Origin of the sequence: Dietzia papillomatosis NBRC 105045 (assembly GCF_001570845.1) — a bacterium.
Lineage (GTDB): Bacteria > Actinomycetota > Actinomycetes > Mycobacteriales > Mycobacteriaceae > Dietzia > Dietzia cinnamea.
This window is the reverse complement of record NZ_BCSL01000025.1, coordinates 25,067-48,173: the sequence shown is the minus strand read 5'-3', so window position 1 is coordinate 48,173 and position 23,107 is coordinate 25,067. Positions and strand designations below refer to the sequence as shown.

Here is a 23,107-nt window from a genome sequence, read left to right as displayed (position 1 = left end):
GACGGTTCTGGGACACTGTCGGACGAGATGTCCGCGCTGACGGGTGCGGTCGGTGTGAGGAAGGACGTGGTCGGGTGCTGCGGACGGTGGGGCGGCCCGGGAGGCGCGCGGTGGCGCTCGCGGGTGTGGTGGCGATGGCTCTGTCCGGCTGTCAGGCGCAGTCGTCGATCGTGCCGGCGCACCGGGACGACCCGGTGGCGGTGATCGAGACGGCCTCGTTCGGTGAGGCGGAGATCGTGGGCCACATCTACGGCAACGCGCTGGTACGGTCCGGCTCGCGGGTGACCGCGCGACCCCAATCCGGGACCCAGGCGGAGGTCGTGGAGTCCGTCGTCGCGGGAGACGCGACCTTCACGGTGGGATTCACCGGTGAGCTCCTGGGAGCCTTCGACCCCGGTGCGACGGCGACCGAGGGGGACGAGGTGTATGCCGCGATGATGGCCGCGCTACCGGAGGGGGTCACCGCCGCGGACCCGGCACCCGCCGAGGACGCGCCGGTGTACGTGGTCACGCGCAACACGTCGGAGACCCGGGGATTGCGGACGATGTCCGACCTGGCCGGTCGGTGCGGTGACCTCACGCTCGGCGCGAGGCAGGAGGCCCTCGCTGACGGCGACCTGGCCGCCGCCGTGGGAGAGACGTACGACTGCGGTTTCGGCCGTCGGATCCCGTTGGGGCCGAATCCTCGTGCGGTGTTCGACGCCCTGCGTGCGGGGGAGATCGGCGTGGGGTTGGTCCAGTCGGCCGACCCGGTGGGCCTCCCCGAGGACATCGTGACACTGGACGACGACGAGAACGCGGTCCGCGCCCAGAACCTGGTGCCCGTCTTCCGCAAGGGCTCGCTCTCGGAGGACCAGTTGAGTCTGATCAACCGGATCAGCGGAGAGCTGACCACCGACGACGTGCGTGAGCTGCTGCTGGGTGTGGAGTTCGGGACCTCAACCCCCGTCGCCCTGGCCAACTACTGGTTGGACTCGCACGGGTACTGACCGGCCCGGCGGCGGCGCGCCGCATAGGAGAACGGGGCCCGGCCGCCGATGGCGGCCGGGCCCCGTTCCCGGTTCGGGTGGGTCAGGCGAACGCCTCGTCCACCAGAGCCTTCTGCTCGACGGCGTGGACCTTGCTCAGGCCGGTCGAGGTGGCGGCCATCGGGCGACGGGAGACCCGCTTGAGCGGCGGGAAGTCGTCGATCCGCTCCGGCAGTTCGAGCGCGAGGAAGCTCCACGCGCCCTGGTTGGCCGGCTCCTCCTGGACCCAGCGGACCTCGGTGAGGTTCGGGTAGTGGTCCAGCGCCTCGCGCATGCGGCGGTGGGGGATCGGGTAGAGCTGCTCGAGGCGGACGATCGCGATGTCGTCGCGGCCCTCCTTCTCCTGGCGGGCGGCCAGCTCGTAGTAGAGCTTGCCGGACACCAGCAGCATGGTCTTGACCTTGCCCGCGTCCCTGGACCCGTCCGCGAACGTCGGATCGTCGAGGACGGACCGGAACTTGCCGGAGGTGAAGTCCGCGATCGCGCTGACGGCCTTCTTGTTGCGCAGCATCGACTTGGGCGTGAACACCACCTGCGGCCGCTTGATGCCGTCGGTGGCGTGGCGGCGGAGGAGGTGGAAGTAGTTCGCCGGGGTCGACGGTTGGGCGACGGTCATCGAGCCCTCCGCACACAGCTGGAGGAACCGTTCGATGCGGCCGGACGTGTGGTCCGGGCCCATGCCCTCGTGGCCGTGGGGGAGCAGCAGGGTGACCGAGGACTTCTGGCCCCACTTGGCCTCACCGGACGAGATGTACTCGTCGATGATGATCTGCGCACCGTTGACGAAGTCGCCGAACTGCGCCTCCCAGAGCACGAGTGCGTCGGGGTCGCCGACGGAGTAGCCGTACTCGAAGCCGAGGCCCGCGTACTCCGTGAGCGCCGAGTTCCACACCTCGAAGCGGCCCTCGGCGTCCTCGAGGTTCTGCAGCGGGGAGTAGGGCTCGGAGGTGGTCTTGTCGACCACCACCGCGTGCCGCTGGGTGAAGGTGCCGCGCTGCGAGTCCTGGCCGGCCAGGCGGACGGTCTTGCCTTCACGGACGAGCGAGCCGAGCGCGAGGAGCTCGGCGAAGGCCCAGTCGACGTTGCCGTTGTAGGCCATCTTCTGGCGTGCCTCGTACACCGGCTTCACGCGCGGGTGGATGTGGAACTCCTCCGGCAGGCTGCCGAAGGCGTCGCCGATCGCGTGGATGACAGACTCGTCCACCGCCGTCACCAGGCGCTTGGGCAGCGGCTGGTTGGGCAGGATCGACTCGGAGGCCTTGACCGGGTGTTTCTCGAGTTCGCGGACCTCGTTGAAGACGCGCTCGAGCTGGCCCTGGAAGTCGCGCAGGGCGTTCTCCGCCTCCTTCTCGGTGATGTCGCCACGGCCGACGAGATCCTCGGTGTAGGACTGGCGGACGCTCTTCTTACCGTCGATCACCTCGTACATCCGCGGCTGGGTCATCGACGGGTCGTCGGCCTCGTTGTGCCCGCGACGGCGGTAGCAGACGAGGTCGATCACGACGTCCTTCTTGAACTGCTGACGGAAGTCCATCGCGAGGCGGGCGACGCGCACACACGCCTCGGGGTCGCCGCCGTTGACGTGGAAGATCGGCGAGCCGATCATCTTGGCGACGTCCGTGGCGTACTGGCTGGAGCGGCCGGCCTCGGGGGCGGTCGTGAACCCGATCTGGTTGTTGACCACGATGTGGATCGTCCCACCGGTGCGGTAACCGTCGATCTGGGAGAGGTTGAGCGTCTCGGCGACGACACCCTGGCCGGCGAACGCGGCGTCACCGTGCAGCATGAGCGGCACGACCGGGTACTCGGCGCGCCACTCCGGGTCCTCGATGAGGTCCTGCTTGGCGCGGACGATGCCCTCGAGAACCGGGTCGACCGCCTCGAGGTGGGACGGGTTGGCCGTGAGCGAGACCTTGATCTCGTTCTCGCCGAACATCTGGTACTGGATGCCTTCGGCGCCGAGGTGGTACTTCACGTCGCCCGAACCGTGCGCGGCCGAGGGGTCCATGTTGCCCTCGAACTCCGTGAAGATCTGGCGGTAGGGCTTGCCGACGATGTTCGCCAGCACGTTGAGGCGACCGCGGTGCGGCATGCCGATGACGACCTCGTCCAGGCTGAACTCGGCGGCCTCGTCGATGACCGCGTCCATCATCGGGATGACGGACTCGGCGCCCTCGAGGGAGAACCGCTTCTGACCCACGTACTTGGCCTGCAGGAAGGTCTCGAATGCCTCGGCGGCGTTGACCTTGGACAGGATGTACTTCTGCTCGGCGACGGTCGGCTTGTCGTCGACCCCCTCGATGCGCTCCTGGATCCACTGGCGCTGTTCGTTCTCGAGGATGTGGGTGTACTCGATGCCGATCTTGCGACAGTAGGCGGCGCGCAGCGCGGCCAGCACGTCGCGCAGACGCATCTTGTCCTTGCCGACGAATCCACCGACGGAGAACCTGCGGTCGAGGTCCCACAGGGTGAGCTCGTGCGAGTTGACGTCGAGATCCGGGTGGAAGGTGCGGCGCCGCTGCGCGTGCTTCCCGTCGAGTGGGTCGATGTCGGCCATGAGGTGGCCGCGATCGCGGTACGCGGCGATGAGCTCCAGGACGCGGGCGTCCTTGTCGACGCGGGGATCGGTGATGTCCTGGCGCCACCGGACGGGCTCGTACGGGATGCCGAGGGCGTCGAAGATCTCGTCGTAGAACTCGTCCGCGAGGAGCAGGCGGTGGATCTCACGCAGGAACTCGCCGGACTCCGCGCCCTGGATGATCCGGTGATCGTAGGTCGAGGTCAGTGTGGTGATCTTGCCGACGGCGTTGTTGGCCAGCTGCTCCTCGCTGGCACCCTGGAACTCGGCGGGGTACTCCATGGCGCCCACACCGAGGATCGCGCCCTGACCCACGGTCAGACGGGGCACCGAGTGCACGGTGCCGATACCGCCCGGGTTGGTCAGCGAGACCGTGACGCCCGAGAAGTCGTCCATCGTCAGCTTGCCCTCGCGGGCGCGGGCGACGATGTCCTCGTAGGCGTCGAGGAAGCCGCGGAAGTCGAGCGCCTCACAGTTGCGGATGGCCGCGACGACGAGCGAGCGACCGGCCTTGGTCTTCATGTCGATGGCCAGTCCGAGGTTGATCCCCGCCGGGGTGACGGTGTGCGGCTTGCCGTCGATCTCCTCGTAGTGGTTGTTCATATTCGGGTACGCCTTGATGGCCTGCACCATCGCGTACCCGATGAGGTGGGTGAAGGAGATCTTCCCACCGTGTGTGCGCTTGAGATGATTGTTGATGACCATCCGGTTGTCGATCATCAGCTTGGCCGGGACCGCGCGGACGGAGGTCGCGGTCGGCAGTGAGAGCGACGCGTTCATGTTCTTGACGATCACGTTGGCCGCACCGCGCAGCGCCTTGGTCTCCGTCTCCTGCGGAGGGGTGTACTGCGGACGGGAGGGCTTGCCGACCGCCGGCGTATCGGGTTTCCTGCGTGTCTCCGGGGTTCCCGAGGGGGCGGGTACGCCCTGTCCCCGCGCCTTGCGACGCGGGGACGCGTCGGCGTCCGGCTTGGCCGCGACGTCCTTGGCGGACGCGGTCGGCGTCACATCGTCCACAGTCAGATCCGCGGCCTTCTTCGTCTTCTTCTCCGCCGAGGACCCGGTCTCGGCCGGGGCGGTCGCACCCGTCGCCTTGGCCGACTGCTTCGACGACGCTCGGGTCTCACCGCCGGACCGCGCCCGGTCTTCGGCTCCGTCCGTTCCGCGCGGGGCTGTGCCGTTGGTGGAGCCGGACCCGGTGGAGGAGGCGGCCTCCGGGTTGGCCTTGAAGAATTCGTGCCAGGACTCGTCCACCGAGGACGGGTCCTGGGCGAACCGCTCGTACATCTCGTCTACGAGCCACTGGTTCTGTCCGAACTGTGAGACGTTGTTGCTCACGATCTTGTGGTGCCTCTCTGATTCTGTGGTGGGTTTCACACGTCAATGGGTCCAGGCTAGACCGTCTGCCCGATCGGGGCTTTCCGATCTCACCTGACAGGGGGATGCCACTCGCCCGTCACCGTGGGTTCACACGGTGGGCCGGGTCGTCTGTTCATACGGTGGGCCACTCCTTCGGGGACGCGCCGAAGGTCGCGTCGGCGGTCTCCACGACCGTCCTCCCGAGTCGCCGGTTTCCCCATCCACCGACCGCGGCCCCGAGCCCGGCGGGCGCGAGTTTGCCCACGGCCAGCCCGGCGCGCTTGACGGCGAACTTGCGGGCGAAACGACTCAGCATGCGGCGGTTGATCTCCTTGAGGCCCGGCACGTGCAGCGACCTGCTCGCCAGCGAACCCGCGCCGCCGGACGGCCCGACCGCGTTGGCGAGGATCGCCGTGCCGGACGCCCCGAGCATCACGGTCATGACCAGGAGTTCCTCGTGCTCGCCCTCTCGGACGTCGATACCGTGCACCTCCGCCACCGCCATCGTGTAGAAGGCGGCCGCCTCCAGAAACACCAGAGATTCTGCTCCCACCGCGCCGAACGCGACGACCGTGCCGATGCCGGGAACGGCGGCGGCGGCGCCCACGGCCGCTCCGGATGCGGTGACGGCGGTGAGGAATCGGCTGTCGAGACGTTCACGGATCCGCGCGGGCGACTCGTCGGGGTGCGCGCGACGGAGCTGGCGGACATAGGCGCGGGCGGCGCCGGCCTGACCTCGGATAGCCCGGCGCAGGGCTGCCGTCACCACCGCCGCTGCGGGACCGGAGGCTTCGGCGGGGACGCGGTCGGGCACTGGTCACTCACTCCTGGGGGTCGTGGCGGGCGGTCGGCTCGGGCCGCTCGGACCACCACGGTACGCAACCCGGGGCGGGGCGCGCCTTAGGGCAGTACACGCTCGGTGTACTCGTTGCCGAAGAGCCGATCGGGGTCGAGTCGGTCGCGCACCGAGACGAAGTCGTCGAAGCGCTCGACCATCGTCGACAGGTCCGCGGCGGTCCGGGTGTGCATTTTGCCCCAGTGCGGTCTCCCGCCCGATGCGAGGAAGATTGACTCGGCCAGCCGGAACAACTCGGTGTGGTCCATCCGGTGGTACTGGTGGACGGCGATGTAGCACACCTCGCGGTGGTGCGCCGTGGACATCCACACGTCGTCGGCGGCGGCGAACCGCACCTCCACGGGGAACGGCGTGACGACGCCGGACCGATCGATCGTGTCTCGCAGATCGCGCAGCACGCTGGAGGCCGCTCCGAGGGGTACCGCGTACTCCATCTCGCGGAACCGCACGCGCCGCGGCGACGCGAACACGCGGTAGCCGCGATCCGTGAACCCGCGGGCGGTGAGCGCCCGTGAGGCGAAGCGGTTGAGCCGGGGTGTCAGGGTGGGCCTGCGCGTCGCGGCGCGGCACAACGCGTCGAACGCCTCGTTGGCCAGGAACTCGTCGCTCACCAGCTCGCGGACACGGCCCACGGGGCTCAGCTCAGTGTCCCCGGGTAAGCGGGTGTTGCGCTTGACGGTGATCGCGTCGGTGTGCGGGAACCAGAAGAACTCGGCGTGGTCGGCGGAGCGGGCGAATCCCTCCAGGTCCCGCAGTGCCGCCGAGAGCGTCCACGGGCGTTCCTCGGCCCGCAGGGCGAAGGCGGGCACGCACCGGATCGTCATCTTGGTGATGACCCCCAGGGCTCCGATCCCGAGACGCGCGGCCTCGAAGACCTCCGGATGCGAGGTCGGCGAGCAGGAGAGGACGGACCCGTCGGCGGCGACGAGCTGCAGTCCGACGACGGTGGCGGGCAGCCCGGGCGCTCCGCACCCGGTTCCGTGGGTCCCGGTGGACACCGCGCCGGCGAGCGACTGCTCCGCGAAGTCCCCGAGGTTCTGCTGCGCCAACCCGAGTTCCCAGAGCAGAGGGCCCAGCCGGTGCAGGCGGGTCCCGGCCCAGACCGTCACGTCGGCGCCGTCGACCCGGCCGGCCGCGTCGCGGGTCGGCACGATCGACTCGATGCCGGTCAGGTCGTCAAGGGATACCAGGACCCCGTCGGTCGCCGCGGCCGGCGTGAAGGAGTGCCCGGCGCCCACACACTTGACCCGGTCACCACGCTCCGCGGCCGCGGTCACCACGTCGCTCACCTCGGCGACTGTCGTGGGCGCCCGCCGATCCGACGGGGTCGCCAGCACGTTGCCAGCCCAGTTCTGCCAGGGGGACACCGAGGTCGTCATGGCTGGAGAGAGTACCCGCGGGCGGCCGGACCGGGAGCCGTCCTGGACAATCGACCTGAATAGATGACGGAGGCCCGGACGGCCGGGGGAGCAGAGGCCTGTTATCGGTGTCTACTCCCTCCTCGCCGTCGTACCATGGACGGGTGACCAGACGACTACCTGCCGATCAGCGCCGGGCGCAGCTCCTCCGGGCCGCGCTGGAGATCGCCGAGCACGACGGCCTCGGGGCGGTGACCGTGCGAGGCGTCGCCGAGCGTGCCGGCGTCTCCCTCGGTGTCGTCCACTACTGCTACACCGACAAGGAGGAACTCCTCCGAGAGGTGATCGGCGCTGTGAACTCCGAGGTGCACCAGGCCGCCAGGGCCTTCGTGAGCGTCGACTTCGATTCGGGCGCCCGCGGGACGGAGGGCCTCCGCCGCCGGCTGTATGAGGCGATCGACCTGATCTGGGCGGTCATCTCCGCGTCGCCGGATCGGCAGTTGCTCACCTACGAGATCGTCTCGTACTCGTTGCGGACGCACGGTTTGCCGGAGGTGGGGCTGGCCCGGGACCAGCAGGAGTCGAACGAGGCGATCGTGCGCTCCCTCCTGGAGCGCACCGCCGAGTCGGCCGGCGTGCGGTGGGGCATGGGCCTGGACGACATGGTGCGGGTGGTGTTGTCGATCATCACCGGCATCAGCCTGCGGTGGCAGATCTACCGGGACGACGACGAGGCCAACGACCTGCTGCACCGTGCGGTCGACCTCGTGGTGCGGGACGCGCGGCCCGCCGACGGTGCGTAGCCCGGCCCGGGCCCATGAGCTCGGAGTCGTCGGCGCCCTGGACGCCGCGACAGCCGACATCGACGCGCCGCTCGCCGCGCTGCACCTGCCGAGCCTGCGGGCGAACCTGCGGGATCTGCGCCGGCGGGCCGGTGGCACCAGGATCCGCGTCGCCAGTAAATCGGTGCGGTCGCGTGGGGTGCTCCGCGAGGTACTCGGGTCGGACCTGCTCGGGGACGAGGCGGTCCGTGGCGTCATGGCGTACTCGCTCTCCGAGGCGCTGTGGCTCGTCGACTCGGGGTGCGACGACGTTCTCATGGGGTACCCCACCGTCGACCGCGCGGCGCTGGGCCGCCTCGGTGCGGATGCGGCGGCGCTCGACGCCGTGACCCTCATGGTCGACCACCCGCGGCAGCTGGAGATCGCCCGCGAGGCCGGGGCGGGCGACGCGCGGGTGTGCATCGACGTCGACTCGTCGCTGCGGTTGGGTCCGGTCCACCTCGGGGTCCGGCGATCCCCCCTCCGCGGCCCGGAGGACGTGGCACCCCTGGTGCGTCACGCCACCGGCGAGGGGTTCCGTGTGGTCGGCTCGATGTTCTACGAGGCGCAGGTCGCAGGGGTGCCGGACGACGTCCCCGGGGTCGGTGTGGTGAAGCGGCTGTCGATGCGGCGGCTCCGCGGGGTCCGCAGTTCGGTCGCCGAGGTCATCGCGGACATCACCGGTCAGTGGCCGGAGATCGTCAATTCCGGCGGCTCGGGGTCGGTCGCCGAGAGCGCTGCGGCTCCCGCCGTCACCGAGGTCACCGCCGGTTCGGGCCTCTACGTGCCGGGGCTGTTCGACGCCTACCGGTCCTTCACGCCACGGCCGGCCCTGATGTTCGCACTGCCCGCCGTGCGGAGGCCCGGGCCCGGACTGACCACGTTTCTCTACGGGGGCTACGTCGCCTCGGGCGTACCGGGCGGCGATCGCCTGCCCGTGCCCGTCGCGCCGGCGGGGTTGCGATACCTCGGCCGGGAGGGCGCCGGAGAGGTCCAGACGCCCGTGCGCGGGGAGGTGGCCATCGGCGGGCGTGCCTGGTGGAGGCACGCCAAGGCCGGTGAGCTGTGCGAGCGGTTCGACACGCTGCACGTGGTGGACGAGACTGCTGACGGGCCCGCCCTCGTGGACCGCTGGCCCACCTACCGTGGTGAAGGGAAGTGTTTCGGATGACCGACGCCCACGAGATGACCGACGAGGCCCGGGAGCGGATGCGCGCGGAGGCCGTCTCGATCACGGCCGACCTCGTCGCCATCGACTCGACCAACACCGGTGATCCCGCGACGATCGGCGACGGCGAGACCCGTGTCTGTCTACGGATCGCCGAGTACCTCCGCGAGGTCGGCATCGACAGCGAACTCGTGGAGTCGGTCCCGGGCAGGGGAAGCCTGTTCGCGCGGATGGAGGGTGAGGATCCGCACGCAGGTGGTCTCGTCGTGCACGGTCACGTCGACGTGGTGCCGGCGGTCGCGGAGGACTGGTCCGTCCCGCCTTTCGCGGGGGAGATCCGGGACGGGTGGCTCTACGGCCGCGGGACCGTCGACATGAAGAACATGATCGGCATGATCCTGGCCGTGGTGCGCCACTACCGCCGCGAGGGGATCGTCCCCCGTCGCTCCCTTCTACTCGCCTTCTTCGCCGACGAGGAGGCGGCCGGCATCATGGGCGCCAAGTGGATCGTCCGCGAACGCCCCGAGCTCTTCGACGGCATGACCCAGGCGCTCAGCGAGGTCGGCGGATGGTCGGTGCCCGTGGCGGGACGTCGTCTGTACCCCATCGCGATCGCCGAGAAAGGCGTGGCCTGGGCGAAGGTGACCGCGCACGGTGCTGCCGCACACGCGTCGCGCCCCACGCCCGACAACGCCGTCGCGGCCATCGCCGGTGCGGTCCACCGCGTCGCCGGCATCGACTTCCCGGTGGAACCCACCGAGGCCAACACCGCGCTGGCCGCGGCGGTCGGCCGAATCGCCGGCGGCAGCGGGGACGTCGCGGAGCTGCCGGACCGCCTCGAGGTCCTCGGCCACTTCGGCCCGCTCGTCGCCGCCTCCTTGTCGCACACCGCGTCGCCGACCGTCCTGTCCGCCGGGTACAAGACCAACGTCATCCCGACCGAGGCGCACGCCGAGATCGACTGCCGTGTCCTGCCCGGCGGCGAGGAGACGTTCCGCGCGGAGGTGGAGCGGGAACTCGGGCCCGACGTGTCGGTCGAGTGGATCTGGCAGCCGCCCATCGCGGCTCCGGCGGACGCCCCCCTGGTCGACGTGATCGGCGAGGCCGTCCGAGAGTCGGATCCGGACTCCCTGGTGGTGCCCTATCTCCTGCCCGCCAGCACCGACAACAAGCATCTCTCCGAGCTGGGGATCGACGGATACGGCTTCGTCCCGCTGCGTGTGCCCGACGAGTTCGACGTGTTCGGGCACTTCCACGCCGTCGACGAACGGGTGCCCGTCGACGCGCTGCACTTCGGTGCTGACGTGCTCGCGCGCGTCCTCCGATCGGCGTGAGGGGCACGACGCAGGACCGCGACGCCGCGCGGTCCTCGCCGCGACCCCGCCTGCCCGCGGACATCTGGGTCCTCGTCGTGGCCGCGTTCGCGGTCGCGATCGGGTACGGACTCGTGGCGCCGGTGCTGCCGCAGTTCGCCCGCGACTTCGACGTGTCGGTCGCGGCCGCCTCGGTCGTGGTCAGTGCCTTCGCCTTCTTCCGCCTGGTGTTCGCGCCCGCCGGTGGGTTCCTCGTGGACAGGATGGGGGAGCGCTGGGTCTACATGACCGGCCTGCTCATCGTCGCGGTCTCCACCCTGGCGACCGGCCTGGCGCAGTCCTACTGGCAGCTGCTGGTCTTCCGCGGCCTCGGCGGTCTCGGGTCCACGATGTTCACCATCTCCGCGATGGCGCTGTTGACCAGGCTCTCACCGCCGGGCGAGCGGGGACGGATCGCCGGGCTGTACGCGACCGCGTTCCTCATCGGCAACATCGGCGGGCCCGTGCTGGGCGGACTGCTGGCGGAGTTCGGGATGCGCGTCCCGTTCTTCGTCTATGCCGGGACCCTGCTCGCGGCGACCGGCGTGGTGGCCGTGTTCCTACGCGGCGGCCGTCGACGCTCACCCGATGACGACTCCCCCGAACAGGAGTCGTTGCTCGTCGGCGAGGCGTTGCGTCACAGCGGCTACCGTGCCGCGCTGATCTCCAGTTTCGTCAACGGCTGGACCTCGTTCGGCGTCCGTGTCGCCATCATCCCGTTGTTCGCCGCGGCCAATTTCGACGCCGGTGCCGGCATCGCGGGCACGGCGTTGGCGTCCTTCGCCGTGGGCACGGCCTCCGTGGTCTCGGTGGCGGGCAGACTGTCGGACCGGTTCGGGAGGCGGCCGATGGTGATCACCGGTCTCGTCGTCTCCGGCGTCACGACCATCGCCCTGGGATGGTGCGACACGGTTCCTCTCCTCGTCGCGGCGTCGGTGGTGGCGGGCATGGGCGCGGGGATCCTCAACCCGGCACAGCAGGCGGCCGTTGCGGACGTCATCGGCGCGGACCGCGCCGGCGGCAAGGTATTGGCCACGTTCCAGATGGCGAGTGACTCCGGGGCGATCCTCGGCCCCGTGGTCGTGGGCCTGGTGGTGGACCGGCTGGGCTACGCGACGGGTTTCGCGGTCTCCGGCGTCCTCCTCCTGGCGGCGGTGGTGCCGTGGGCCGTGGCCAGGGAGCCCCGGCAGACGGCCGACAGGGTGGCCGCGGGGGAGTGACCTGCGCAAGCCGTGTCGCTCAACGGACCTCGCAGGCCGTAGCATGTAAGGCCTCATGGACAACAACGACGAGGACCGTACCGCCACCGCCGGCGACGAGGTCGACACCGACGCCAGCACTCCCGAAACGCCCGTAGCCGCGCCCGCCGGAGCCCGCGACGACGCCCCCCACGACGAGGCTCCCGCCGAGGACGCCGCGGTCACCTTCGCGGACATGGGGCTCGCGCCCGCCGTCGCGAAGGCGGTCCGGGACGTCGGCTACGAGGTGCCGTCCGCCATCCAGGCGGCCACCATCCCGCTCGTCCTCGAGGGACGGGACGTCGTCGGGCTCGCCCAGACCGGTACCGGCAAGACGGCCGCGTTCGCGCTGCCCATCCTCTCGCTGATCGACCCGTCGGTGAAGAGCCCCCAGGCCCTCATCCTGGCGCCGACCCGCGAGCTCGCGCTCCAGGTCGCCGAGGCGTGCGTCACCTATTCCGCGGGCATGCCCCAGGTGAACGTCCTGCCCATCTACGGCGGTCAGGCCTACGGTATCCAGCTCTCGGGTCTCCGGCGGGGCGCGCAGATCATCGTCGGCACCCCCGGGCGGGTCATCGACCATCTCAAGAAGGGCACGCTTGATCTTTCCGGCCTGCGGCACCTCGTCCTCGACGAGGCGGACGAAATGCTCGCGATGGGCTTCCAGGAGGACGTCGAGCGAATCCTCTCGGACACTCCGGAGAGCACCCAGGTCGCGCTGTTCTCGGCCACGATGCCGTCCGCGATCCGACGCATCTCGCAGAAGTACCTCACCGATCCCACCGAGGTGAAGGTCGCCTCGAAGACGTCGACGGCGCCGACCATCCAGCAGCGCTACGTCCTGGTCAACCACCGTGACAAGCTCGACGCCCTGACCCGCATCCTCGAGGTCGAGGACTTCGACGCGATGATCATGTTCGTCCGGACCAAGTCGGCGACGGAGGAACTCGCCGAGCGGCTGCGCGCACGTGGCTTCTCCGCCGCCCCGATCAACGGCGACATCCCCCAGAATCTCCGCGAGCGCACCATCGAGGCGCTCAAGGACGGGCGTACCGACATCCTCGTCGCGACCGACGTCGCCGCCCGCGGCCTCGACGTGCCGCGTATCAGCCACGTCGTCAACTACGACATCCCGCACGACACCGAGTCGTACATCCACCGCATCGGCCGCACGGGTCGCGCCGGCCGGAGCGGGCACGCACTGCTGTTCGTCACCCCCCGCGAGCGTCGACTGCTGTCCCAGATCGAGCGCGCGACCCGGCAGCCGCTCACGGAGATCCAGCTGCCCAGCGTCGACGACGTCAACGAGATGCGGATGGCCAAGTTCGCGCAGTCGATCACCGAGAGCCTCGACGACCCCAACATCGCGCTGTTCCGCCGGCTCGTGGAGGAGTACGCGTCCGAGCACTCGGTCTCGATGGCCGACATCGCGGCCGCACTGGCCACCCAGTCCCGCAACTCGGACGAGTTCCTCATGCGTGAGCCCGAGCGTCCCCAGCGGCGTGAGCGGCAGGACGACCGCGGGGGCGACCGTCGCGACCGTCCCGCGCGGAACTTCTCCGACGGGCCGCGGCCGTCGCGCTCGGGCAGGGACATGGCCCAGTACCGGATCGCGGTGGGCAAGCGGAACAACGTCAAGCCCGGTTCCATCATGGGTGCGTTGGCCAACGAGGCCGGCCTCAGCGGGGGCGACATCGGGCGTATCTCGATCCGCTTCGATCACTCGATCGTGGAACTGCCCGCCGGCCTTCCCTCGGATCAGCTCGAGTCCATGAAGGGCATCCGCGTCGGCGGCGCTGAGATCGACATCCGCCCCGACAGCGGTGCGCCGGCGGGGCGGCCCTCCTCGTTCCGGGACGACCGCGGCGGGAAGCCGCGCGGGGGCGGCCACCGGCGCGACGACCGGCGTGGTTTCCGCCGAGGGGACGACGACCGTCGCGGCGGCGGAGGGTTCCGCGGGCGTTCCGGGGGCGGGCAGGACCGCTACTGACACGGATTCCCGCGGGGAGTCCGTGTCGACACCGGCCTGCCGCCTCACCGCCCGGCCGGACACCGGCGGGCGGCGTCGGCGAGCGCCGCGTGATCTGCCTTCGTCACGGGTAGCCCGTAGACCGTCGCCGCCGTGAGGTACCGGGACGCGTAGAAGCAGTGACGGGCCGGGTCCGGCGGGAGCCAGTCGGCCGGGGTGGAATCGCTCTTCCCGGTGTTGACCGCGGCGGTGACGGCCAGCAGATTGTGGTCGACATCGTTGGCGAAGGCGGCACGCTGGCTCGAGGGCCAGGCCGACGCGCCGAGGTCCCACGCCGCCGACAGTGGGTACACGTGGTCGATGTGGATCCCGCGGAGCCCGGTGACGCCCACGTCGACGGTCCTCCCGGTGTACGGGTCGACGAGGACGCCACCGGCCCGCTCGCATGGCGAGCCGGGTACCGGGGTCCCCCCGCGCAGGTCACGCGCCAGGACGTCGTGGCGGGTCGAGCACCCGTTGCCCGACCCTGGCGCCTCGGTCGTGTCACTCCAGGCGGGCCCGAACACGCAGGCGGATGCACCGCTGCACTCGCGGTCGTATCCGGGCACCGGCTCGCGGGCGTCCACCACGCGCACCGTCTCGAGCAGAGCCAGGACCGACTGCCTCGGCGGGCTACCGGGCGCCGAGTCGGGCGGCTGGCCGAGGCGGGCGACGACGATCGCCGCCACGACGACCGCCGACGCGAGCGCCAGTGCCCGCGGTGCGAGGGGCGGGACCACCCTCGCGCGTGCCGTGGTGCGCCGTCGCCGCGGCGGCCACGGGCCCGCCGCCGCCCGCGCCGACGACCACTGCCGCACTCTCCGGATCACGGACCGATCCTGACACCGACCCCGGGGCCCGCCGCCCGCGCACGAGGTTGCGGCGGTCGGCCTGTGGAGAGGGACGGCCCTGTGGAGCACCCGCGCGTCGTCTCGGGGGCGTGCGCCCGGAGCCGTGTCGGACCGGCGTGCTTACATGTGGGCGTGACCCCGACGCCAGCCCCCCGCCTCCACGCCGTGTGGCAGTCAGGGGTCATCGGCCTGTGGTGCGAGACGGGCCTGCGCCGGCCCGGTTCGATTGCCCCCGCGTCGTCGGTGACCGCGGTCGGGAGGGCCGGGGCCCCGCGGGACGTAGTGGAGTTGCTCGGCGGGTTCTCGCTCACCCACCGGATCGCGGTGCGGGTGCCCCTCGAGGGTCGGGTCCGTCCGGCGACCGTCCCGGGGATCCGCGTCTCGGTGGCCACGGCGGTGGACCTGTGCGGGATGACGGACGTCGCCGAACACTGGGTCGGCCCGGGGCTACGGGCGCTCGCGGCGCTCTCCGCCGGTGTGGCGGCCTTCGTCCGCGCCGGCCACGTCGTTCCGACGATGTCGCGGTCGGACGGCGCGTGGAACGCCTCGTGGGCGCTCGCGGCCTCGCCCGTCGTGTCGGCGTGGGCCGCGGAGAGTCTGAGCCGGTGCCACGGTCTGGTGTCGGACCGCGAGGATCTCGACCGGCTGCTCGCGGCGCTGGCGGATCAGCACGCCCGGATGGCCCTCGCGCCGCTGGCCGCCGACCGGCGCAGCGTGCTGGGCTCGGCCCTGATCGTCGGTGGAGAGGTGACCTCGGGTGGCCACGCGCTGGCCGAGGCGATCGGGGAGTTCGGACGCGCGGCGGCGGCGAGAGACGTCGAGGTGGTCTTCCGCGTGGTGGAGCCGTCCGGGGAGGCGGACGTCGACGGTGACGGCGTCGGTGATGCCGACCGGGACGGAGTCGGTGATGCCGGGCGGGGCGCCGAGCCCGGGGCGGGCGTCCACGGGGACGAGAGGACCGGTGGTGCCGTCGACGCGGAGGTTCTGTGGCGGCTGGAGGTCTTGGTGCGCACGGGCACGGACACCTTGCGCCCGTTCTCCGACCTGCCGGACACGACCGCGGTCGGCGACGCCGTCCGCGATGTCGTCGACCGCGCGGTGCGCTGCTGGCCGCCACTGGGACGCGCCGTACCGGCGCTCGACGGCCAGGACCTCCTCCTCCCCACCGAGCTGGTGGTGCAGCTCGTCGACGAGGGGGTCGAGGCGCTGCGCGGGCGGGGCGTCGAGGTGCTCCTGCCACGGGCGTGGACCAGGGTGCGGACCGCCGTGCGCGTCACCGTCGCGGAACCCGGCACGGAGAACGTCGACTCCGGTCGCCGCCTGGGGCTGGACCAGCTGGCGGACGTCAACTGGGAGATGGTGGTCGACGACGTCCCCCTCGACGCCACCGAGGTCCGGATGCTCCTGGACGCTGCCTCGGACCTCGTCAAGCTCCGCGGTCAGTGGGTCCGTGCGGATCCGGGGGCGCTCCGGCGCGCGGCCCGCTTCCTCGCGGCCAGGCGTGGCGGGCGGGTCACCGCACCGGCTCTCGCCGCCGCGATGATGTCCGAGGAGGCGGAGGGCGTCGAGATCGAGGCGCCCACGACCCTCGACTGGATCCCCTCGTCGTCGTCGATGCCCGTCGACCTCCCGGCGTGGTTCGTCGCCACCCTCCGTCCCTACCAGCTCGAGGGCGTGCGCTGGCTGACGTCGCTCGCCCGCGCGGGTGTCGGCGCCGTCCTGGCCGACGACATGGGGCTCGGCAAGACCATGCAGGTTCTCGCTCTCACCGCCTCCGAGCACGCCCGGGGCGTGCTCGGCCCCACCCTCGTGGTGGCGCCTCTCACCCTGGTCGCCACCTGGGCGCGCGAGGCAGCGACCTTCGCCCCGGAGCTGACGGTGCGCGTCCACCACGGCCCCTCACGTGAGCGGGGCGACGACGCGGCCGGGCGGCTCGGTGCCGCCGACCTCGTCCTCACGTCGTATGGCACCGCTTCGCGTGACGCCGAGCTCCTCGCCGCGGTGCCGTGGCGCCGACTCGTCGCCGACGAGGCCCAGACCATCAAGAACCCCTCCACCTCGGTCGCCCGCGCGATCGTCTCGATCCCGGCGGAGCACCGTATCGCCCTTACGGGCACGCCGGTCGAGAACCGGCTGGACGAGCTGCGGGCGGTACTCGACTTCGCCAACCCGGGTCTGCTCGGGTCGGCGAGCACGTTCCGCGCGCGTTTCGCGGTGCCCATCGAATCGCACCGCGACGAGGCCGCGGCCTCGCGGCTGCGGGCCCTGGCCGCGCCGTTCGTGCTGCGTCGCCTCAAATCGGATCCCAGGGTGGTCGCCGACCTGCCGGACAAGCTGCACATCCGGGTCGACGCGCCACTGACCCGCGAGCAGGCGACCCTGTACCAGGCGGTCGTCGAGGACATGATGGAGCAGGTCAAGGAGTCGGAGGGGACCGCGCGCAAAGGCGCGATCCTCGCCGGGCTCACCGCGCTCAAGCAGGTGTGCAACCACCCCGCCCACTACCTCGGGGACGGGTCCGCGCTCCTGCGCGGCGGCCGCCATCGCTCAGGAAAGCTCGCCGCCCTCGATGAGGTCCTCACGGAGATCCTGGACGCGGGCGAGAAGGTCCTCCTGTTCACGCAGTACCGCGCGTTCGGGGACCTCATCCTGCCCCTGCTCGAGCGACGGGCGGCCAGCTCGGTGCCGTTCCTCCACGGTGGCGTCACGGCGGCCGGTCGGGCGCAGATGGTCGAGGAGTTCCAGAGCGCGCAGGGACCGCCGGTGATGCTGGCGTCGCTGCGCGCGGGCGGGACGGGTCTGACGCTGACGGAGGCCAATCACGTCGTGCACCTGGACCGGTGGTGGAACCCGGCGGTGGAGAACCAGGCGACCGACCGTGTGCACCGGATCGGTCAGACGCGGCGGGTCCAGGTCCGCACTCTCGTCGCGCCCGGGACGGTCGAGGACCGCATCGACGAACTGCTCGAGGCCAAGCGGGACCTCGCCGAGCTGACGTTGGGCCCGCTCGCGGGCGCGCTGACCGAGCTCGCCGACGCCGATCTCGCCGCGCTGGTGGAGCTCACCGACGAGGGGCGGGACGAGGAATGAACGGCGGCAAGGGCATCCGCGCGAGGGCGCGCGCGGGCGCGTTCGGCGGGCACATGTGGAGCCGGCGGTGGACGAGCGACCTCGAATCCGGGGTCACCCGCGGCGAGGCGTACCTCGCGCGGAAGGCCGCGCGCGCCGACAGGGTGCTCTCGCTGGAGCACGCGGGCCGGTCCGTGCGCTGCGACGTCGACGGCAGCCGACCCGAGCCGTTCACCGTCGAGTTCACCTTCGCCCCCCTCGACTCCGCGGACTCGGACGCGCTCCGCACCGCCCTGAGACGCGAGGAGGGCGGTGTGCTCGGAGCGCTCGCGGGGAACTTCTCCGACACCGTCGGGTTCCTCCTCCTCCCGGCGGTCCACGGCGACACCGCCTACTCCTGCCGGTGCCCCGTCCAGCCCGGGCCGTGCCTGCACGTATTGGCGGCCGCGTACATCATGGTCGAGTGGTGGGACGCCAGGCCGGACGTCATGTTCGCGCTGCGGGGCCTGAGCGCCGAGCACCTCGGCGCCGTTCTGAGGGGAGGTGACGACGACGAGGTGTCCGTCGACGTCGAGGAGGCGCTGTGGGGGACCGAGCCGGTCCTGCCGACGGTGCCGTCCCCGGAGCCGGCCGGACTCGAGGACCTCCTGGACGCGCCCGTGACCCGCAGACTGGCCGCCGCGACGACCAACGACCCCCTCGAGCAGCTGCGGGTCGTGGCCGATCTGGAGGACTTCCTCGACGCGTTCGGCAGGGACCGACCGCGGTGAGCGGGCCCGCGTCGGCCGTCGTGTCGGACCGGCGTCCTACGATGCGGCCATGACCACCCCACGGGACGGCGAGACGATCCGATTCCTGCATTCCGCCGACTGGCAGCTCGGCATGACGCGGCGATTCCTCGGAGACGAGTCGCAGGCCGTCTACACCGCCGACCGGCTGGCCGCCGTGGAGGCGCTCGGCACGCTTGCGGCCGAACACGGGGCGCAGTTCATCGTGGTGGCCGGCGACGCCTTCGAGGACAACGCGGTGCCGCGCTCGGTCGTCCTGCGCGCGGTCGAGGCCTTGGCGGCGTTCCCGGTGCCGGTGCTGGTGCTTCCCGGCAACCACGATCCGCTGGACGTGTCGTCGGTGTTCCGGTGCAGGGACTTCGCGCCGGCGGTCGAGGGCGGCGGCGTCGTCGTGCTCGACGGCACCGGACCGGTCGAGGTCGTGCCCGGCGTCGAGGTCGTGGGCGTCCCGTGGACGTCCAAGCGGCCGGATCCCTCCCGACTGCCGGCGTTGCTGGACTCCCTGGAGCCGACGGACGGTCTGCGTGTCCTGGTCGCCCACGGGGGGACGGACGAGATCTACGGAGGTCACTCGCCGTCGGTGGAGGCGATCGCGGTCGCCTCCCTGGAGGAGGCCATCGGGTCGGGTCGGCTGGACTACGTCGCGCTCGGCGACCGGCATTCGGTGACCAGGGTGGGCTCCGGTGAACGGATCTGGTTCTCGGGCAGCCCCGAGACCACCGACTTCGACGATGTGGAGACCGACTCGGGCCACGCCCTGCTCGTCGAACTCTCCCGGGCCGCGACCTCGTCGCAGCGGGGCGCCTGCACGGTCACGCCGCTGCGGACGGGACGATGGTCGTTCCACGCGGTCGACGCCCGGATCGACACGGACGCCGATCTCGACGCCCTGGCGGAGCGGATCGAGGCGATGGACGACAAGCCGCGGACGGTGCTCAAACTCGGACTCACGGGCACGGTCGGGGTCGCTCTCCGGGCGCGGATCGACGACCTGCTGGAGACGTGGGACGCGCTGTTCGCCGCCGCCTATCTGAGACAGTCCCGGACCCATCTGGTCGTCCGGGCCGAGGACACGGACTTCACGGACCTGGTCGACGGGTACGCGGGCCGCGCGGTCGCGGATCTCGTCGCAATGGCCGGGTCCGGCGGGGCCGAGGCCGAGGACGCGGGCCACGCCCTCAGTCTGCTGTACCGACTCGTGGACGGAGGAACGCGATGATCCTGCACCGACTCATGCTCGAGGACTTCCGAGGGGTGGTCCGCGAGGAGGTCGAACTGGAACCGCGCGGCGTCCTGGTGATCGAGGGGCCGAACGAATCGGGCAAGACCAGCCTCATGGACGCCCTGGAGATGCTCCTCGAGCACAAAGCGTCGTCCGGCCGCGCGGAGATCAAGGCCGCGAGCCCCGTGGGCAGGGACGTGCCGGTGGTGGTGGAGGCCGAGTTCACGGTCGACGGGCAGCGGATGCGGTACCGCAAGGAGTTCGTCCGCGGAAAGCGGACGTCACTCGAGTTCGCGGGTTCCACGCGCCCGGCGCTGAGCGGTGACGACGCCCACGACCACGTCCGCGACCTGCTGGACCGCCAGGTGGACCGGTCGCTGTGGAAGGCTCTGCGGATCGCGCAGGACGAACCACTGGGTCAGGTGGACGCGGCCAAGGGGATGGGCTCTCTGCGCCGCGCCCTGGACGCCGCCGCGGGCGGAGAGGACCCCACGGGTGACGACTCGCTGATGGACCGCGTCGCGGAGGAGCGCAACCGCTACCTGACGGCCCGCCGCGGCGAGCCGACCGGCGAGCTCGCGCGTTCGGAGACGCGGCTCGCCGAGGCCCGCGCCGCCCTGTCCGAGGCGCGGGCACGCCACGCCGAGCTCGACGCCGCGGTAACCGATCACGAGGCTCAGGCGTCCGTCCACCGGGCGCGGCAGGAGTCGCTGACCACGCTGCGCGCGGAGGTCGACAGGCTGGAGGCCGCCGGCCGCGTGGTGGACGAGCTGCGCCGTGCCCGTGCGGCCGCCGACGCCGAACTCGACCGCGCCGTGGCCGCGCACGACGCCGCGTCCGGCGCGCTGCGGGAGCGGCGGGCACTCATCGCGAGGGCCGAGGACGAGCAACGCCGGCACGACGACCTGTCTGCGGCCACGGCAGTGGCCGCAGAGCGGATGGCGCCGGCGCAGGCCCGGGCCGACCGCGCCCGCGCCGAACTGGAGGCAGCCGAGGAACGCGTGTCCCGTGCCCGGGCTCGACTCGACGCCGTCCGGGCGGAGGAGGAACGGGCGCGGAGGCGTGCTGATCTGGAGGGGATCGAGCGCCTGCTGCGGACGCTGGAGACGCTCGGCGAGGAGTTGCGGGGCAAGGAGGCCGACCTGGCCGCGATCGCGGTTCCCGACGGCGCCGTCGAAGCCTGTCGCCGTGCCGAGGACGCGCTCCGGCAGGCCGTCGCCCGGAGTGCGGCCAGCGCGCCCAGGGTGGAGATCGCCGGTGAGGGCGACGTCCGCGTGGCGGGGGAGAGCCTCGATGCGGGGACGGGGTGGACCCGCGACATCGTCGAGGAGACGGTCTTCGAGGTGGGCACGGTCTCCCTCACGGTCGTCCCCGCGGGCGACACGGAGGCGGTCAGGCGGGAGGAGAACGCCGCCCGCGCCGAACGTGACCGGCTCCTCGCCGACCTCGGCGTCGACTCCGTCGAGGAGGCGGATCTGCGTGCACGACGCGCCGAGGGCCTCCGGGCCGAGGTCGCCGCGTTGAGGCGTCGGCGGGCGGACCTGCTCGGCGCCGACACCCCGCAGGATCTCGAGGACCGGCGCGCCGACCTGCGGGCCCTGCTGGCAGACGCGCCGGAACCGGCGGCCGAGGAGGAAGGCGGGCCGGCGGCACCCGACGCCGACGGGGCCGGGGACCCGGCGGAGGAGACCGCGAACGCGGAACAGGCGCTCGCACGATGCCGGGCCGACGACCGCGCCGCGGATGTCGAGGCCGCGACCCTCAGGACCGAGCACGCGACCAAGGCGGCGTTGGCCGCCGAGGCCGCCGGACGGCTCGGCGAGTGCAGAGACGCGCTCAGCGCCGCGAGGGAGGCGGTCTCCGACCGGGACCTGGAGGAGGCTGAGGCGGAGACACGCGAGCACGCACAGTCGGCGCGGGATAAGGCGCAGCAGGCCAGGGCCGCGCTCGAGGACGCGCTCGCCGATGCACCGCCGGACCTGCTCGAGAACGCGCGGGCCTCACTCGCCACACTCGCGGCGGAGGAACGCGACTCCGCCGCGGCGGTGGCCACGGCGCTCGGTCGGGTCAACGCGATCGGCGACCAGGGACGGCTCGAGGCGGTCGCCACTGCGGAGCGCGAGCTGAACGCGGCGGAGCGGGAGAACGCCGCCCTCTGGCGTCGGGCCCGCGCGGCGGACCTACTCCACCGAACGCTCGTCGCCCGGCGCTCCGAGGCGTTGCTCGCCTATCAGGAGCCGTTCCACCGTGCGGTCGTCGAACTGGGGTCGCTCGTCTACGGGCGGGACTTCGACGTCCGGCTCGGTGAGGACCTGACGATCCTGTCCCGGCGGATCGGAGATGTCACAGTGGATTACGAGTCACTGTCCGGTGGAGCGCGGGAGCAGTTGGCGGTGATCGTCCGGATCGCGTGTGCGCGTCTTGTCGGGGACGACGGCGTCCCGGTGTTCCTCGACGACACCATGGGTTACACCGACCCGACACGCAGGCTCACCATGGGAGCGGTCATCGCCGCGGCCGCGGCGACCTCACAGGTGATCGTGCTCACGTGCGACCGGGCGCGCTTCGCCGGCATCGGTGGGGCCCGGACGCACGTGATGCAGCGATCGGGTGCGTCCAACGGGTGAACGCGGACTGATCGAGTGCGGGTGGCGGGGTAGAGCCTGGACACTCGGCGAAGGAACGTCGTGCTGTAATAGTCACATGAGTCAAACACGCTGGTTGAGCGACGATGAGCAGCGCATGTGGCGGCGGTACCGCGACGCCAATCAACTGCTCGAGCTCGCGATGGAACGGCAACTCCAGCGTGACGCCTCGATGTCCCAGTCCGACTACTCGGTACTCGTGAGCCTCAGCGAGGGCAGCGAGCAGGGTTTGCGTGCTCGTGAACTCGGCGCAGCGCTGGGCTGGGACCGCAGCCGGGTCTCCCACCAGGTCCGTCGGATGGAGGGGCGCGGCCTGGTCTCCAAGGGCGAGTGCCCCGAGGACGGTCGCGGCACCGTCGTCACCCTGACCGAGGCCGGCGCCCAGGCGATCGCCGCCGTGGCCCCCAAGCACGTGGAGAAGGTCCGCGAGTTGTTCATCGACGAGCTCACGCCCGACGAGGTCGGAATCCTCACCGACATCTTCGAAAGGGTCGTGCAGCGCGTCGGGAAGGTAGACGGCATCACCTTGCCGCGGTGACGCCACGGTGACGCCGCGGCAGGGCGCTCATCAGGTGCGCCGCCCACCGGCCCGGCGATTGCCGCGTTGCTCCCGGCGCCCGCCCCGGATAAGTGACAAGCCCTCTCCCTGTCCTGCGTCTGTGCAGGCGGGAGAGGGCTTTCCGTCGTGCCCCCGAAGGGAATCGAACCCCTGACCTTTGGTACCGGAAACCAACGCTCTATCCCCTGAGCTACGAGGGCGGGATAC

Annotated in this window: 15 protein-coding genes and 1 tRNA gene; 11 read left to right on the top strand and 5 right to left on the bottom strand. The window is 71.5% G+C overall.

Annotation, left to right across the window (positions count from 1 at the left end; translation table 11 throughout):
- The first annotated feature begins 74 nt into the window (after positions 1 to 74).
- Positions 75 to 989: a glycine betaine ABC transporter substrate-binding protein gene (locus DPA01S_RS10295; protein WP_232303100.1), complete on the top strand. Its 915-nt coding sequence runs from the start codon at positions 75 to 77 to the stop codon at positions 987 to 989.
- 82 nt (positions 990 to 1,071) lie between these two features.
- Here DPA01S_RS10295 and DPA01S_RS10290 read toward each other — a convergent pair whose 3' ends face one another.
- The 3 genes from DPA01S_RS10290 to DPA01S_RS10280 all read right to left on the bottom strand — a co-directional run bounded on the left by DPA01S_RS10290 (position 1,072) and on the right by DPA01S_RS10280 (position 7,200).
- Complete coding sequence (locus DPA01S_RS10290) at positions 1,072 to 4,944, bottom strand: multifunctional oxoglutarate decarboxylase/oxoglutarate dehydrogenase thiamine pyrophosphate-binding subunit/dihydrolipoyllysine-residue succinyltransferase subunit (RefSeq protein WP_198150755.1); 3,873 nt, start codon at positions 4,942 to 4,944, stop codon at positions 1,072 to 1,074.
- 154 nt (positions 4,945 to 5,098) lie between these two features.
- Complete coding sequence (locus DPA01S_RS10285; protein ID WP_061916045.1) at positions 5,099 to 5,779, bottom strand: YbdD/YjiX family protein; 681 nt, start codon at positions 5,777 to 5,779, stop codon at positions 5,099 to 5,101.
- Positions 5,780 to 5,865: 86 nt separating this feature from the next.
- Positions 5,866 to 7,200, bottom strand: a complete 1,335-nt coding sequence (locus DPA01S_RS10280; RefSeq protein WP_061227649.1) for a D-arabinono-1,4-lactone oxidase — start codon at positions 7,198 to 7,200, stop codon at positions 5,866 to 5,868.
- Between the two features lie 143 nt (positions 7,201 to 7,343).
- Here DPA01S_RS10280 and DPA01S_RS10275 point away from each other — a divergent pair, with 143 nt between their 5' ends.
- The 5 genes from DPA01S_RS10275 to DPA01S_RS10255 are packed head-to-tail and all read left to right on the top strand — an operon-like array spanning position 7,344 to position 13,748.
- Entirely contained in the window at positions 7,344 to 7,982 is a 639-nt protein-coding gene (locus DPA01S_RS10275; protein ID WP_061227650.1) for a TetR/AcrR family transcriptional regulator, read from the top strand.
- Positions 7,975 to 9,171: an alanine racemase gene (locus tag DPA01S_RS10270; protein ID WP_174521504.1), complete on the top strand. Its 1,197-nt coding sequence runs from the start codon at positions 7,975 to 7,977 to the stop codon at positions 9,169 to 9,171. The genes DPA01S_RS10275 and DPA01S_RS10270 overlap by 8 nt, the downstream gene beginning before the upstream one ends.
- Positions 9,168 to 10,502 carry a M20/M25/M40 family metallo-hydrolase gene (locus DPA01S_RS10265; RefSeq protein WP_061227651.1) on the top strand — a complete coding sequence of 445 codons (1,335 nt, stop codon included), beginning with the start codon at positions 9,168 to 9,170 and terminating at the stop codon, positions 10,500 to 10,502. Before DPA01S_RS10270 ends, DPA01S_RS10265 begins: the two co-directional genes overlap by 4 nt.
- The gene (locus DPA01S_RS10260; protein ID WP_082767584.1) at positions 10,499 to 11,740 is read left to right on the top strand and encodes an MFS transporter; all 1,242 of its coding nucleotides are present in this window, start codon (positions 10,499 to 10,501) and stop codon (positions 11,738 to 11,740) included. The genes DPA01S_RS10265 and DPA01S_RS10260 overlap by 4 nt, the downstream gene beginning before the upstream one ends.
- Positions 11,741 to 11,795: 55 nt before the next feature.
- Positions 11,796 to 13,748, top strand: a complete 1,953-nt coding sequence (locus tag DPA01S_RS10255) for a DEAD/DEAH box helicase (protein ID WP_061227653.1) — start codon at positions 11,796 to 11,798, stop codon at positions 13,746 to 13,748.
- Positions 13,749 to 13,792: 44 nt separating this feature from the next.
- Here the strand turns inward: DPA01S_RS10255 and DPA01S_RS10250 are convergent, their stop codons facing one another.
- Positions 13,793 to 14,506, bottom strand: a complete 714-nt coding sequence (locus DPA01S_RS10250; RefSeq protein WP_082767585.1) for an HNH endonuclease family protein — start codon at positions 14,504 to 14,506, stop codon at positions 13,793 to 13,795.
- Positions 14,507 to 14,749: 243 nt separating this feature from the next.
- Between DPA01S_RS10250 and DPA01S_RS10245 the strand changes: the two genes are divergently transcribed.
- The 5 genes from DPA01S_RS10245 to DPA01S_RS10225 all read left to right on the top strand — a co-directional run bounded on the left by DPA01S_RS10245 (position 14,750) and on the right by DPA01S_RS10225 (position 22,879).
- Positions 14,750 to 17,707, top strand: a complete 2,958-nt coding sequence (locus DPA01S_RS10245; protein ID WP_061916050.1) for a DEAD/DEAH box helicase — start codon at positions 14,750 to 14,752, stop codon at positions 17,705 to 17,707.
- Entirely contained in the window at positions 17,704 to 18,456 is a 753-nt protein-coding gene (locus DPA01S_RS10240) for a hypothetical protein (RefSeq protein ID WP_061227654.1), read from the top strand. Before DPA01S_RS10245 ends, DPA01S_RS10240 begins: the two co-directional genes overlap by 4 nt.
- Before the next feature lie 49 nt (positions 18,457 to 18,505).
- Positions 18,506 to 19,693: a metallophosphoesterase family protein gene (locus DPA01S_RS10235; RefSeq protein ID WP_061227655.1), complete on the top strand. Its 1,188-nt coding sequence runs from the start codon at positions 18,506 to 18,508 to the stop codon at positions 19,691 to 19,693.
- On the top strand, positions 19,690 to 22,323 hold the full coding sequence (locus DPA01S_RS10230; protein WP_061916042.1) for an AAA family ATPase: 2,634 nt from the start codon (positions 19,690 to 19,692) through the stop codon (positions 22,321 to 22,323). The genes DPA01S_RS10235 and DPA01S_RS10230 overlap by 4 nt, the downstream gene beginning before the upstream one ends.
- A gap of 76 nt (positions 22,324 to 22,399) precedes the next feature.
- Entirely contained in the window at positions 22,400 to 22,879 is a 480-nt protein-coding gene (locus tag DPA01S_RS10225; RefSeq protein ID WP_063935426.1) for a MarR family winged helix-turn-helix transcriptional regulator, read from the top strand.
- Positions 22,880 to 23,027: 148 nt separating this feature from the next.
- Here the strand turns inward: DPA01S_RS10225 and DPA01S_RS10220 are convergent.
- Positions 23,028 to 23,100, bottom strand: a tRNA-Arg gene (locus tag DPA01S_RS10220).
- Between the last annotated feature and the right edge of the window lie 7 nt (positions 23,101 to 23,107).